This is a genomic window from Solibacillus cecembensis, from assembly GCF_050272495.1.
GTDB lineage: Bacteria > Bacillota > Bacilli > Bacillales_A > Planococcaceae > Solibacillus > Solibacillus cecembensis.
The window spans coordinates 82,332-98,050 of record NZ_JBNNMF010000019.1 but is presented as its reverse complement, the minus strand read 5'-3'; the positions used below and the strand labels follow the sequence as shown (position 1 = coordinate 98,050).

At 38.2% G+C, this 15,719-nt stretch carries 12 protein-coding genes; all 12 read left to right on the top strand.

Features of this window, described 5'->3' with window-relative positions:
• On the top strand, positions 1-109 hold a 109-nt coding region (locus ACQKIH_RS16480), incomplete at its 5' end, for an IS3 family transposase (RefSeq protein WP_427767920.1).
• 234 nt (positions 110-343) lie between these two features.
• Positions 344-2,077 carry a 2-oxoacid:acceptor oxidoreductase subunit alpha gene (locus tag ACQKIH_RS16475; RefSeq protein WP_427767919.1) on the top strand — a complete coding sequence of 578 codons (1,734 nt, stop codon included), beginning with the start codon at positions 344-346 and terminating at the stop codon, positions 2,075-2,077.
• Positions 2,078-2,079: 2 nt separating this feature from the next.
• The gene (locus tag ACQKIH_RS16470) at positions 2,080-2,946 is read left to right on the top strand and encodes a 2-oxoacid:ferredoxin oxidoreductase subunit beta (protein ID WP_427767918.1); all 867 of its coding nucleotides are present in this window, start codon (positions 2,080-2,082) and stop codon (positions 2,944-2,946) included.
• Between the two features lie 1,494 nt (positions 2,947-4,440).
• Entirely contained in the window at positions 4,441-5,892 is a 1,452-nt protein-coding gene (locus tag ACQKIH_RS16465; protein WP_057989655.1) for a DUF6612 family protein, read from the top strand.
• Between the two features lie 273 nt (positions 5,893-6,165).
• Positions 6,166-7,692: a methyl-accepting chemotaxis protein gene (locus ACQKIH_RS16460; RefSeq protein WP_427767917.1), complete on the top strand. Its 1,527-nt coding sequence runs from the start codon at positions 6,166-6,168 to the stop codon at positions 7,690-7,692.
• A 353-nt stretch (positions 7,693-8,045) separates the two neighbouring features.
• Positions 8,046-8,372: a geranylgeranyl pyrophosphate synthase gene (locus tag ACQKIH_RS16455; RefSeq protein ID WP_427767916.1), complete on the top strand. Its 327-nt coding sequence runs from the start codon at positions 8,046-8,048 to the stop codon at positions 8,370-8,372.
• A gap of 133 nt (positions 8,373-8,505) precedes the next feature.
• On the top strand, positions 8,506-9,651 hold the full coding sequence (gene hemW / locus ACQKIH_RS16450) for a radical SAM family heme chaperone HemW (RefSeq protein ID WP_427767915.1): 1,146 nt from the start codon (positions 8,506-8,508) through the stop codon (positions 9,649-9,651).
• Between the two features lie 98 nt (positions 9,652-9,749).
• Complete coding sequence (gene hrcA / locus ACQKIH_RS16445) at positions 9,750-10,784, top strand: heat-inducible transcriptional repressor HrcA (protein WP_057989647.1); 1,035 nt, start codon at positions 9,750-9,752, stop codon at positions 10,782-10,784.
• A gap of 12 nt (positions 10,785-10,796) precedes the next feature.
• On the top strand, positions 10,797-11,348 hold the full coding sequence (gene grpE, locus ACQKIH_RS16440) for a nucleotide exchange factor GrpE (protein ID WP_427767914.1): 552 nt from the start codon (positions 10,797-10,799) through the stop codon (positions 11,346-11,348).
• A gap of 118 nt (positions 11,349-11,466) precedes the next feature.
• The gene (gene dnaK, locus ACQKIH_RS16435) at positions 11,467-13,314 is read left to right on the top strand and encodes a molecular chaperone DnaK (protein ID WP_057989643.1); all 1,848 of its coding nucleotides are present in this window, start codon (positions 11,467-11,469) and stop codon (positions 13,312-13,314) included.
• 188 nt (positions 13,315-13,502) lie between these two features.
• Complete coding sequence (gene dnaJ / locus ACQKIH_RS16430; RefSeq protein WP_427767913.1) at positions 13,503-14,618, top strand: molecular chaperone DnaJ; 1,116 nt, start codon at positions 13,503-13,505, stop codon at positions 14,616-14,618.
• Positions 14,619-14,636: 18 nt separating this feature from the next.
• Positions 14,637-15,575, top strand: a complete 939-nt coding sequence (prmA, locus tag ACQKIH_RS16425) for a 50S ribosomal protein L11 methyltransferase (RefSeq protein ID WP_057989637.1) — start codon at positions 14,637-14,639, stop codon at positions 15,573-15,575.
• Positions 15,576-15,719 lie beyond the last annotated feature (144 nt).

Sequence of the window (15,719 nt, the reverse complement as noted above, 5' to 3'; positions counted from 1 at the left end):
AACTGTCAATGACTATATAAAGTATTATAACTATATCCGAATACAAGCGAAATTAAACAACCAGTCGCCGGTTCAATACCGACAACTGGTTGGATTAATGCTTTTTTGACCTCTGTCTTATATACGGGGGTCAGTCCCAACCTTGCTTCAGGCTTTTTTTGTTGTTCGTAAAATTACGTACAAAATTTTCCGTCAAAGGTCTGATTTTTAGGGTCAATATGACATTTGCAATAGTACACGTAGCCACTTCATGTTAAACTAATGAAGGAAAATAACTCTATTTAGCCGCTTTATATATGGCTATTTTCATTACACTAAAAAGCAATCTTAAGGAGATGTTTATATGTTACATCAGCTTTCATGGAAAGTCGGTGGGCAACAAGGTGAGGGAATCGAGAGTACTGGTGAAATTTTCTCGATGGCAATGAATCGTTTAGGTTATTATCTATACGGATATCGTCATTTCTCTTCTCGCATTAAAGGTGGCCATACGAATAATAAAATTACGGTTCGTCCAACAGAAGTACGCTCGATTGCGGACGATTTAAATATTTTAGTTGCATTTGATCAAGAAACAATTGACGTAAACTATAAAGAATTAACACCAGCAAGTATTATTTTAGCGGATGCAAAGTTCAATCCGAAAAATCCAGAAGACTGTGTGGCACCATTATTTGCTGTACCATTTACAGAAATCGCAGCAGAGCTTGGTACGTCATTAATGAAAAACATGGTCGCAATTGGTTCAACAGCAGCCTTATTAAATTTAGAAGAATCTGTGTTCCAAAGTGTTGTAAATGAGATTTTTGGCCGTAAAGGTGAAGAAGTTGTAGCGAAAAATATTGAAGCGATTCAGCGCGGTAGAGAAGCGATTGCAAGTCAAATTGGTGAGCGTGTAGGTGAATGGCAATTGGTACCAGCGGACGGTAAGCGTCGTATGTTCATGATTGGGAATGACGCAGCAGCGCTTGGTGCATTAGCAGCAGGCTCTCGCTTTATGGCAGCTTACCCGATTACACCAGCTTCTGAAATTATGGAATATATGATTAAGAAGTTACCGCTTGTAGGTGGTGCTGTTATTCAAACAGAGGACGAAATCGCCGCGGCAACAATGGCAATCGGTGCCAACTATGGTGGAGTACGTGCATTCACAGCTTCAGCAGGTCCTGGTCTGTCACTTATGATGGAAGCAATCGGTCTTTCAGGTATGACGGAGCAACCACTCGTTATTTTCGATACACAGCGTGGTGGTCCATCAACAGGTCTACCTACGAAGCAAGAGCAATCAGATTTAATGGCGATGTTGTACGGTACGCATGGTGAAATTCCGAAAGTCGTTATTGCGCCTTCAACGATTGAAGAAGCGTTTTATGATACGATCCAAGCATTTAATATTGCAGAAGAATTACAGCTGCCAGTAATCGTCATGACAGATTTACAGCTATCATTAGGTAAGCAATCAGTTGATCCATTCGATTACAGCAAAATTGAGATTCGTCGCGGTAAAATTGTGACAGAAGTGGAAGATCCTGAAACGAAGGATTATTTCAAGCGTTACGAAAATGCAGAAGATGGCGTGTCACCACGTATATTACCTGGTACAAAAGGTGGGATTCACCATGTAACGGGTGTCGAGCATGATGAAACAGGAAAGCCTTCTGAAGCAACGGGCAACCGCCGTACACAGATGGATAAACGTATGCGTAAGCTTGATGCGGTAAAATTCGATAATCCAGTTTATGTAAATGCACCTCATGAAGATGCAGATGTATTATTAGTTGGATTTAACTCAACACGCGGTGCACTGGAAGAAGTACAGGAAGTATTAAATGCAGAAGGAATTAAAGCGAATCATGCACATGTGAAGCTGATTCACCCATTCCCATCAGAAGAAATGGCTGTACTCTTTGATAAAGCTAAAAAAGTCATTGTTGTTGAAAATAACGCAACAGGTCAATTAGCGAATATTATGAAGATGAATATCGGTGGTCATGCGAAGATGAGAAACGTCTTAAAATATGATGGTACACCGTTCTTACCACGTGAATTAACTAACTTAGTGAAGGAGGAAATTTAATTATGGCAACATTTAAAGATTTCCGGAATTCAGTAAAACCAAACTGGTGCCCAGGCTGTGGTGACTTTTCTGTACAAGCAGCAATTCAGCGTGCAGCGGCAAATGTTGGCTGTGAACCGAATGAACTAGCTGTTATTTCTGGTATCGGCTGTTCAGGACGTATTTCAGGCTATATTAACTCATATGGTTTCCACGGAATTCATGGCCGTGCTTTACCAATTGCACAAGGCTTAAAAATGGCCAATAAAGATTTAAAAGTCATTGCATCTGGTGGTGACGGTGATGGTTTTGCGATCGGTATGGGGCACACAATTCATGCAATTCGCCGTAATATTGATATTACGTACGTTGTAATGGACAACCAAATTTACGGTTTAACAAAAGGGCAAACATCTCCACGTTCTGCGGCTGGTTTCATTACGAAATCAACACCGGGTGGGGCAATTGAGCCATCTTTAAAACCGTTAGAAGTCGCTTTAACGAGCGGTGCGACATTTGTTGCGCAAAGCTTCTCAACAGATATTAAAGAATTAACGGCAATCATCGAGGCTGGCTTAAATCATAAAGGTTTCTCGTTCATCAATGTCTTTTCACCATGTGTAACATACAACAAGGTGAACACGTATGAATGGTTCAAAGAAAACTTAACGAAGCTTTCTGATGTGGAAGACTATGACTATACGAATCGTGAAATGGCCATGCAAACCGTTATGAAAAATGAAGGCTTAGTAACGGGAATTATTTATCATGATCAAGAAACGACTTCTTATCAAGATAAAATTAAAGGCTACTCAGAGCTGCCATTAACGGATATTGACATTCGTTTAACAGAAGAGCAATTTGCCCAATTTACAAAAGAATTTATGTAATGAATTATTAAAAAACCACCATTTATTTTTATTAAAAGTCAACTAGATAATAAAAAAATATGATATTTATGGTTATATAAGATGTTTAACATTTTAATATCTAACCAAAAGGAGTCGACTATAATTTATAGTCGACTCCTTTTTAAATGTAAATAAATCATGGCTAGATAAGAGGGTTTTTACTTTAATTCGGTAAATTACATAAAGAGATAGTTTTGAACTATTCTTTAAGCTATTAATAACTTTAGTAGAAAAGGAGCTATGATAATGGATGATAAAGAATTAGAAGTCTTTGATAATATGTGATTACTGCCAACCCCAACTAAATGTACCACCCTTGCCGTCTTTTGTACCAGTAGTTGCTAAGAAATGTACCAGTGTGTGCCAATAAGTTTACCATTACTCGTTCGGAGCCAGGCTTTATACCGAGCGGCGGGCATGATAGCCTCGTTTGGCAGAGCCAGCACGTACATACCTGGTTCTCTGGCGCAAGTGTCAAGCCACATGAGTTCCACTTGAATTAGCAAGGATAAATAGCCATTTTAGCGTGTTGGTACATACATTGGCACTGTGTGGTAAATACCTTGGCATTCAGTGGTAAAAAAGATGTCACACGTGGTAAAAAGTTGTGGCAGTAATCATGCGATTTGGGTAGGTGTAGGAGCTGAATGTAAAGAAAATAAAATGCACATCACTAAAATTTGCATTTAGCAATGTGCATTTTCATTTAATGTGTAACATTTTATTAGAAACACTATTGAATAAGATATTATGGACGATTACCCTTACTTGTACTTAATCTTACAAGGTAGGTGTTTTTTTACTTTAGTGAAAGCCATTTGGTTCATCACCAAATTATGGGGTTGATTTTCCTAATCGACTTCTGTATTACTTTGGTGGGCTGACCGCATGTCCACACTAAAAACTCTCTACCAAAATAGAGTGCTGCGGAGCGAAGGGGGGCGACTCCTTGGGGATCCAGCGTGCGCGGAAAATCCACTGTTCTGTGCCGCCGTCAGAGGCACAGAACAGTTAGTTGTAGCCACGCCCCCGGAAATAGTGGAACAAATGCTAAAAGCGCCACATCGTGTGGCAACGCATTCGTGACCAACATCGTGTTGGTCTCCCGTAGCGTAGCAAAACGGTCCCGATAAAATAAATTAAATTTTGTCATCCCCACGTAATGGTAATAAACCAAAATAAAACATATATGGTTTAATTATAAAGATAATTGTACAATATAGACAGACTAATTAAATGCTTTTTGAATAAGGTTATCTGAAAAGCAACTTAACTTATCGCTTATCAGATACATTCAGTACTTAGACTTTTCGTTTCATAGGGGATATTTCCCATTTTATAAACAATCACTTACTTTGTTTCTAATTTAGTAGCTACATCAGAACGCTACCGAATTAAGATAAAGCCTTTGTTACTAATACATAATTTATGTGAAGTTCTAAGGCACAATTGATTTTAGGAGGATATATTAATATGAAAAAGAAATTTTACACAGTAGCAGTTGCTTCATTAGCAGCGACTGCAGTAGCAGTTGCTCCAGCTTCAGCTGCGGGATCTTTCACGGATGTCACTAAAGACAATACGCATTACAAAGCGATTACAGAATTGCACGCAGCTGGGATTATCAATGGTTTTCCAGACGGTACTTTTAAACCAGCGCAAGACGTGACACGTGGTCAGGCAGCGAAAATGCTTGCTGGTGCACTTGGTCTTGATACGAAAAATGTAGTGGATCCAAAGTTTACAGATATTCCAGCATCTCACCAATACTACGGTCCTATCGCAGCATTGGCATCGCTTGAAGCAATTGAAATCTATGAGGATAACACAATTGAGCCAAACGAAACGATTATGCGCGGCGAATTTGCTTACATGCTTGCACAAGCATTAGACTTAGAGGCTAAAGGTAAAAGTCCATTCAACGATGTACTTGAGGACAATGAGTACGCGTATTACGTAACTGCTTTATATGAAAACGATATCGCAAATGGCGTGAGTGATACGGAATTTGGTGTAGAGGACTCTGTAACACGTGGTCAGCTAGCAACCTATATCTTTAATGTCATGAACGAATTTAAAGAAGATGTAGAAGTTGTTGAACCAACTGACCCAAAAGAAGAGCAGCCTTCTAAAACTTCGGAAGACACTGCGCTATTAGAAACTGTTTTTACAAAGGTTGTAGAAAAACAGAAGGCGACATCTAGCTTAAAAGCAACAATGACAATGACACAATCGATGGATATCCAAGAAGGTGAAGAACGAATTAAAATCGATGCTACTGGAAAATTAGATATGTCAATTGTTAACAGTCCAATGCAGTTCTTTATTGAAGGTACGATGTCTACGACTGACCCTACAACAGGTGAATCAATTGATTTGCCATTAAAAATGTATATGACTGAAAAAGATGGCATGTTTATGTATGAGGGAGCGACAAAAACATGGATTAAATTCCCTTCAGAAATGTATACAGAGTTATTAGCTCAGTCGGGTGCGCAACCTAATGCTGGCCAGCAATTAGAAATGCTAAAACAATTTGCATCTGATTTCACAATTAAAGAAGCTGATGGTTACTACACGCTAACATTAACAGGTACTGGTGATAAATTTACTGAGCTCATTCAAGAGCAAATGGCTTCTATGAACTTAGGTCTAGACGAGGAAGTTCTTGCTGAAATGAAAAATATAAAGTTCGACAATTTCACTTATGAATTTAAAGTTAATAAGGAAACTTTTGATATTGAGGAAATCGTTATGGACTTCGGGATAGGCATGAATATGGAAGGCGTTGAAATGGGTATTAAAAATAAATCAACAACGAAGTATTCCGACTTTAATGCCGTGCCAACAATTACAATCCCTACTGAAGCACTAGAAAATGCAAAATCAATTGAAGAATTATCTGCTTTAGAAGCAAATCAATAACCCCTTAAGCTTTCATAATGAGCTTGAGAAAATACACTCTCTAAAATGAAAAGCAGTTCAAATTTTACGTTAATAAAATTTGAACTGCTTTATTTTTGTCTCCTTTACCTCTGCTATTCTCCGCTACAACGTATGCCAACACCCCAACGCATCTTGGATAGTCCTGTAAGATATTCCAAACCATTTACAGTAATTTAACAAATACAACCAATCACGTTAACAGTATTTACCTATACTAATAATAAAGATTACATATAAATGGGGTATTATAAAATGCGCTTTCGAAAGTTTATAAAAATTAAAGATCGTTTGGCCTTGTTAATGATTGTTTGTATCGTATCGAATGTAATATTGACGGTATTTAGCATGGATTATTTAAGAAAAATGGAACAAGAAACAAAGTCCATGTATGAACAAAAGTTATTGCTCATTGATTTGACCTATCACATGAAGGAGCAACTTGAAAAAACAAATAGCATACCGAATGAGCAACTGCAGCAATTCAAGACAAACGCTTTTGATTCTAAAATGGAGTATTATGTGAATCAATTAACTTCGAATGCATCCAATTCGTTATTAGTGGAAATTAATGAATACATCCTATCACGTGCTTCTGCGCAGCTCATTGCACATGAAAAGGATATTGCATTTGGTTATAAATTAATCATGATTATCGGCTTTGTACTGACTGTGCTTATTCTTATTGTTAGCATTCAGGCAACACGTGCAATTAATAGACCGACTCGTGAGTTAAGGGAGTTGTTTCGCTTGGCGCAGCAAGGGGACTTTACGAAATATGCTGCATACCGTGCGAATGACGAACTGGGAGAAACGACGAAATATTTTAATTTAATGGTGGACGATATTAAGGAATTATTAAAAACGGTCCGAAAAAATGCGAATTCTGCCACAAAAGCGAATGAGGAACTTGAAAATAACTCGGAGCAAATTACGAAAGTCGCCGTTCATGTTGCAATGAATGCTGAATCAATGGCTAGCTCCATGCAGTATTCCACAGCACAACTTATAGAAAATGCAGCATCTGTTCAGCAAGTGGCTTCGGGTATTGATGAAATGTCGAATCGCATGCAGCATATTGATCATTATGTTCGCGAGACAATTGAAACTGCGGTTGAAGGAGAGGAAATGGTACATAAAAATTTAATGCAAATGCAAGAAGTGGAACAGTCGATGAAAAAGGCGAGCGCTACCATTTATACGGTAAATGAGCAATCCCTACATATTACAAAAGCGGTAGAAATGATACATGCGATTGCCGATCAAACGAACTTATTAGCGTTAAATGCATCGATTGAAGCGGCGCGTGCGGGTGAGCATGGTCGAGGTTTTGCTGTTGTCGCACATGAGGTCAAAAAATTAGCAAATCAATCAAAAGAATTTACAAAATCAATTGCATCGATTGTTACTGCCATTCAGCAGGAAGCGTATGAGGCGACACGTAGTATGGATGAGGCAATGAAAACGGTCGATTACGGCGTTGTGACAACCGAAAATAGCGCCACTAAATTCCGTGAAATAACCGAACAAGTGCAACAAATTGGCCCTCAAATGGAGCAAGTTTCACAAATAATGAATGATATTGCAAAGCATACTCAAGCTGTCGCACGAAATTCGGTGGAGTTAAGTGATCGTTCTGAAGAAAATTTAGCTTCTATGCAACATGTGAAACAACAAATTGCCACGCAAAAGCTAGCAACGAATGATATTCATGATGAAATTCTTCACATCGCCAAATATATGCGCACGTTAACACACGCAATCGGTCGGTTTAGAATTTAAATTGTTATAGGAGATGACTTTGCACTGAAAAGATTAAACCTATATTTAACAATAAAATATAAGAAATCCCATTAATGTAATATACCTATTGTTTTAAAACTAAATAATAATAATTTTTTTAATTTTTGCACTTTTAATAAAATATTGATTGTAGTAAACTAGTGATATTGAAAAAATCATGTGTCATATTGGACTGTAGATAACCCTGTTTGTCATGCCGTTAATTGTGTATGTATTTTTTCGTTACTAGATAGAGAGAGATGACTAGTAAAATTAAAGTTTACAGCTGAATGTAAGCAGTTGCAGCGTTTGACCGTGTACTACAACAAAACTTCAGTGAGGGGATGGATTTTATGAACAGTCAATTTCAACTTAATGTACCTGAGTGGTTTGTCCTTGATGAACTGCATATTCTCGAAACGATAATTAGTCCAGTATCAAATGATATGGGGGTCATTGTCGCATCAGAAAATTTCGATGCAACGAAGCGATGCTACCCAACTGTTCGTCTTTATTTGATTCACTTAGTAGGCGATCAATTTGAATTAACGAAAGAACTGGATGCATTTCAATTTCAATCGGTTGCAGAAGCAAAACAGTTTGCAGCGCAATTACCAAACTTAAATGCGATGGACTTTATTATGTTGATTAATAAAGAAGAACTCGCCTTTTCTATATAAATATAAATTCGTACTCTTCATTGGGTACGAATTTTTTTGTCTTCATATAAACGAGACGTCCTTTAAAATTGTATTTTATGAAAGAAACGCTACAATAAAGTATGAAAATGAATTTACTAAAGGAAGTGATTGAATGGCTAGAGGTGTATATATTCACATTCCTTTTTGTCATCAAATTTGCAATTATTGTGACTTTAACAAAGTATTTTTTAAAAACCAACCAGTGGATGAATATATAGAAGCACTTGGACAAGAGATGGAAATGACCGTGGCAGCCTATCCAGACGCTTTTTCAAATGTGGAAACAATCTTTTTAGGTGGTGGTACGCCAACTGCGCTGTCTGCTACTCAAATTCGTCGTTTAACACAATTAATTGTGAAACATATTCCAATGTCAAACGTAAAAGAGTTTAGTAGTGAAGCAAACCCAGATGAACTTACTGTGGATAAATTACAGGCACTCTATGATGGAGGGGTTAATCGTTTAAGCATGGGTGTTCAGTCATTTGATCAATCATTGCTAGAAAAAATCGGCCGTACCCATACGAATGATCATGTGTATGAAACCGTTGAAAAGGCAAAACAAGTTGGATTTGAAAATATTAGTATTGATTTAATGTATGGTTTACCAGGTCAAACGATGGAACAATGGCAACATACATTAGAACAGGCACTCGCATTAAAACTCCCTCATTATTCTGCGTATTCGTTAATTGTAGAGCCGAAAACGATTTTTTATATTCAATATGCAAAAGGCAAGTTAAATCTACCTGCTGAAGATTTAGAGGCAGACATGTACGGTGTATTAATGGATACGATGCAAGCGCATGGACTTCAACAATATGAAATAAGTAATTTTGCGCAGGATGGCTTTTTGTCTACGCATAATAAAATTTATTGGGATAATGATGAGTATGCAGGTTTTGGTGCAGGCGCACATGGTTATTTACAAGGTATTCGTTATTCGAATGTTGCACCGATTAAAAAGTATATCGAAACAGTTCAAACCGGGAAGCGACCATTGCTTCATGAACATGTTGTGACATTTGAAGAAAAGCTGGAAGAGCAAATGTTTTTAGGACTAAGAAAAACAAATGGTGTAAAACATGAAGAATTTGAAAATAAATTTCCGAAACCGATGTCTGCCTATTACGAGAACATTATATCGGGGCTTGTAGAACAGCAATTAGTGCAAGCAGATGACTTAGGAGTTCGCTTGACGAGAAAAGGTCGATTTTTAGGCAATGAAGTTTTCCAACGCTTTTTACTAGGGGAATAAATTTGTAGAACGATTTCGTTGACAATATTCCAGAGATTTGCTAATTTATATAATATATTAGCACTCTTCTTATGCGAGTGCTAACAGAGGTGATAAAGATGTTAACAAATCGGCAGTTACAAATATTACAAGTAATCGTGGATGATTTTGTGATGTCTGCTCAGCCTGTTGGTTCGCGTCAGATAGCTAAAAAAGAAGGAATTACTTTTAGTGCAGCTACGATTCGAAATGAAATGGCGGACCTGGAGGAATTAGGGTTTTTAGAAAAAACGCATACATCGTCCGGGAGAGTCCCATCCGAACAAGGTTATCGATTTTATGTAGATCATTTACTGAAACCACAAGTTATTTCAGGAAATGATGTCAATCAAATTCATTCGCTATTTGAAAAGCAAATGTTCGAAGCAGAAAAAGTCATTCGAGAGTCCGCCAATATTTTGTCGGAACTAACTACGTATACAACAATTTTGCTCGGACCAGATGTCAAAAAACATCGCGTAAAAAAAGTCCAAATCGTTCCATTAACGGAACAAACAGCAGTTGCCATTATCGTAACGGACAATGGCCATGTTGAAAATAGAGTATTACCGTTACCATCAGGATTCAGTCCTTCAGAAATAGAAAAGATGGTGAACATTTTAAATGATCGCCTTGTTGGTGTGCCACTTCACGATTTTCAGATGAAACTGGAAACAGAAGCATTATCAATATTAAAACAGCATGTCAATGCAGCAGAATCAATCATTCAATCTTTAGTATCCATTTCTGCTAACCAGTCTGAAGGAAATGTGTATTATGGTGGTAAGTCCAATATGTTAAATCAACCTGAGTTCCACGATTTAAATAAAGTCCGGATGCTGATGGATTTAATCGATAAGAAAAGCCAAGTGCATACCTTATTTAACCAACAGCAATCGGGTATTCAAATTCGGATTGGCTCAGAAAATAATCATTTGGCGATGGAAAACTGTAGTGTCATTACCGCTTCCTTTTTATTGGATGAAGAACAGCAAGGGGCCATTGCGATTATTGGTCCGACGCGTATGGATTATAAGCGTGTCGTTACTTTGCTTGAAGTGATGCGCAACGGTTTATCGCAAGCCTTTATGAAAGGTACAAATGATAAGCTTTAAGGAGGATTACAAGTGACGGAAACAACAAAGACAAACGAAGAGCTTGAACAAACAACAATTGAGGAAACAGCACCAGAGGCAGTAGAAACTGAAGAGGTAGTTGTTGATGAACAAGAGGCAAAAATTCAAGAATTAACGGCAAAGTTAGCAGATGAGGAAGCACGTTACGTTCGCTTACGTGCAGACTATGATAACTTACTTCGTCGCGGTCGATTAGATCGTGAAGCAGCTGAAAAATATCGCGCACAGTCGATTTTAACTGAACTTTTACCTGTATTAGATAATTTAGATCGTGCGCTTCAAGTGGAAGTAACTACGGATGAAGCGGCGGCTCTTTATAAAGGTGTCGATATGGTATATCAGCAACTGGTATCTGCAACACAAAATGAAGGTTTACAAGTAATTGCAGCTGAAGGTGAACAATTCGATCCGAACTTACACCAAGCAGTTATGCAAGAGCAAGATAGCGAAAAAGAAGCAGGCATTATTTTACGTGAGTTGCAAAAAGGATATAGCTTAAAAGATCGCGTATTACGCCCATCAATGGTATCTGTAAACGAATAAACAAATAAATAAATAAGAACCTTGCCATGCTTCGTCTAAAGTATGGCATTCTAGCAAATTCATTATTATGATTAAACACAATTTTAATGTGTTTCAATATTAGGAGGAAGAACGAAATATGAGCAAAATTATCGGTATTGACTTAGGAACAACAAACTCATGTGTATCAGTTTTAGAAGGCGGAGAACCAAAAGTAATTCCAAATCCAGAAGGTAACCGTACTTCTCCATCAGTTGTTGCATTCAAAAATGGTGAAAAACTGGTTGGTGAAGTAGCGAAGCGTCAAGCAGTAACAAACCCAAACACAATCATGTCAATTAAATCAAAAATGGGTACGGCTGAAAACGTAACAGTTGAAGATAAAGAATATACACCTCAAGAAGTTTCAGCAATGATCTTACAATACTTAAAAGGTTATGCAGAAGATTATCTTGGTGAAAAAGTAACGAAAGCTGTTATTACAGTGCCAGCTTACTTCAATGATGCACAACGTCAAGCGACAAAAGACGCTGGTAAAATTGCAGGTCTTGAAGTAGAACGTATTATTAACGAACCAACTGCAGCAGCACTTGCTTACGGGTTAGATCAACAAGATATCGACCAAAAAATCTTAGTATTTGACTTAGGTGGCGGTACATTTGACGTATCAATCCTTGAGTTAGCTGACGGTGTTTTCGAAGTATTAGCAACAGCAGGTGACAACAAACTTGGTGGTGACGACTTCGACCAAAAAGTGATGGACTTCTTAGTACAAGAATTCAAAAAAGAAAACGGCATTGATTTAGCAAAAGATAAAATGGCAATGCAACGTTTAAAAGATGCAGCTGAAAAAGCGAAAAAAGACTTATCAGGTGTTACTTCATCTCAAGTATCATTACCATTCATCACTGCAGGTGCAGATGGTCCACTTCACTTAGAAGTAACATTAACACGTGCAAAATTTGATGAATTAACACAAGACTTAGTGGAACGTACAATTATTCCAACTCGTCAAGCATTATCAGATGCGGGTCTATCAGCTTCTGAATTAGATAAAGTGATTTTAGTTGGTGGTTCTACTCGTATTCCAGCAGTAGTAGAAGCAATCAAAAAAGCAACTGGTCACGAGCCACATAAAGGTGTAAACCCGGATGAAGTTGTAGCAATGGGTGCAGCTGTACAAGGTGGCGTACTTGCAGGTGATGTGCAAGGCGTATTATTACTAGATGTAACACCATTATCACTTGGTATCGAAACAATGGGCGGCGTTATGACGAAATTAATCGATCGTAACACAACAATCCCAACGTCTAAATCACAAGTATTCTCAACTGCAGCGGATAACCAACCAGCAGTAGACATTCACGTATTACAAGGTGAGCGTTCAATGTCAGCGGATAACAAAACATTAGGCCGCTTCCAATTATCAGATATTCCTGCAGCACCACGTGGCATTCCACAAATCGAAGTAACATTCGATATTGATGCAAACGGTATCGTATCTGTAAAAGCAAAAGACCTTGGTACACAAAAAGAGCAAACAATCGTAATTCAATCTGATTCTGGTTTAACAGATGAAGATATCGAACGTATGGTTAAAGATGCTGAAGCAAATGCAGAGGCAGATGCTAAACGTAAAGAAGAAGCAGATCTTCGCAACGAAGCAGACCAATTAGTGTTCCAAGTGGACAAAACAATTACAGACTTAGGTGAGCAAATTACAGAAGACGAAAAGAAATCTGTAGAAGATGCTCGTGATGAACTAAAAGCAGCACTTGAAGCAGGTGAGCTTGAAGGTATTAAAACATCTAAAGAAAAATTAGATGGCGTATTACAACCATTAGTAATGAAAGTCTATGAGCAAGCGGCAGCAGCACAAGCGGCTCAAGGCGGTGCAGAAGGTGCTGACTTTGGCGGCGCGGATGCAGGCAAAAAAGACGATGGTATCGTAGATGCTGACTTTGAAGAAGTAAAAGACGATAAATAATTCATTCTTTTTGAAGGCCAAAGACCGCTTGCGGCTTTGGCTTTTTCTAAGTGATAGGTAAAAGTGAATGCATGGAAGAAAATATATATAAGCGTCCTTAAAAAACAATGAATGGTGTAGCAAATTGTATACATCATTTTTTTAACATGTTAAAATAGACGTTATGTAAAAAGAGCGGAGAGTGAATCATGAGTAAGCGCGATTACTATGAAGTGCTTGGCCTAGCAAAAGGTGCAAGCAAAGATGAAATAAAAAAAGCTTATCGTAAACTATCAAAACAATTTCACCCAGACATTAATAAAGAACCAGGTGCGGATGAAAAATTTAAAGAAGTAGCAGAAGCATATGAAGTTCTTTTTGATGAACAAAAACGTGCACGCTATGATCAATTTGGGCATGAAGATCCAAATGCTGGATTTGGTGGTGGAGGAGCTGGAGGTTTTGGCGGCTTCGAAGATATTTTCAGTTCATTCTTTGGAGGTGGCGGACGTCGTCAAGATCCAAACGCGCCTCGCAAAGGTGACGATTTACAATACCGTATGAACATTACGTTTGAAGAGGCTGTATTCGGAAAAGAAACTGAAATTGAAATTCCGACAGAAGAATCATGTGGCACTTGTCATGGTTCAGGTGCAAAACCTGGAACGACGCCACAATCATGTTCACAATGTAACGGCGCTGGTCAAATTAACCAAGCAGTGGATACGCCATTTGGCCGCATGATGAATAAACGCTCATGCCCAAGCTGTCGTGGTCAAGGTAAAATCATCGTGGATAAATGTTCAACATGTCGTGGCGCTGGCCAAGTAACGAAAAAGAAAAAAATCAAAATTACTATTCCATCAGGTGTGGATGACGGCCAACAACTACGCGTATCGGGCCAGGGTGAAGCGGGCTTTAATGGCGGGCCTTCTGGTGATTTATATATCGTATTCTCAGTTCGTAAGCATGAGTTTTACGAGCGTGACGGCGACGATATTATGTTCGAGTTAAAACTTACATTCCCACAAGCGGCATTAGGTGACGAAATTGAAGTACCGACAATTCATGGAAAAGTAAAATTAAAAATTCCAGTAGGTACACAATCAGGCGCGCAATTCCGATTGAAAGATAAAGGTGTTAAAAACGTACATGGTTATGGTATGGGGCATCAATATGTCATCGTCAATGTTGTCACACCAACGAAATTAACAGAAAAACAGAAACAATTATTACGTGAGTTTGCCGAAATTAGTGGCGATATTCCAGAAGAACAAGGAAGCTCACTATTCGATAAAATTAAAAAGAAGATTAAGGGCGACTAACGAGGGAGTGAATTGTAAGTGAAGTGGACAGAGCTTTCGATATTAACGACACATGATGCAGTTGATGCAGTAACGAACATTCTACACGAAGCAGGCGCAAACGGCGTAGTGATAGAAGATTCAAAAGAATTAGATAAAGAAAGAATTGACAAATTTGGCGAAATTTACGCCTTGAATCCAGAAGACTTTCCAAAGACTGGTGTCATTTTAAAAGCATACTTATCTGCATCAAGTTTCCTATCTGAAACAGTAGAAGAAATCAAACTGGCAATTGCCAACCTTGTTAATTTTGATATTAATATTGGTGAAAATGTTTTGACGCTATGCGAGATTGATGAGGAAGATTGGGCAACAGCATGGAAGCAATATTATCATCCAGTAAAAATTTCAGAGCGATTTACAATTGTGCCAACTTGGGAAGAATACACGCCAGTAAGTACCGATGAATTAATTATCGAGTTAGATCCTGGTATGGCATTCGGAACAGGTACACACCCGACAACGGTTATGTGTTTACAAGCACTTGAAGAAGTTGTACAAAAGGGCGATACGGTTGTTGATGTTGGAACGGGGTCAGGCGTACTTTCAATCGGAGCGGCAATGCTTGGTGCAAAAAGTGTGCATGCTTTAGATTTAGATGAAGTGGCAGTTACAGCTGCTCGTGAAAATATTGTTTTAAATAAAGTGGATTCAATCGCTGAAGTATTCCACGGTAATTTACTAGATACGGTAAAAGAACCAGCAGATGTCGTAGTAGCGAATATTTTAGCTGATATTATTATTTCGTTTACAGATGATGCTTATTCAATCGTAAAACCAGGTGGGCTTTATGTGACATCGGGTATTATTGGTGCGAAAAAAGATGATGTAAAAGAAGCACTTGAAAAATCAGGCTTCATCATTGAAGAAGTGTTGATGATGGAAGACTGGGTAGCGATTATTTCACGCCGTCCATAGATCAATTACGCCTCGGCGTAATTGTGTCCAGATTTTTTCGAGCTTGCTCGAAAAACTTCCTTAAAAAAATCTGTGATATCCGCCGGAGCTTAACTTGATTTAGCTGGGGTTTGAACCCCAGCTAAATCAAGTTAAATAAAACAA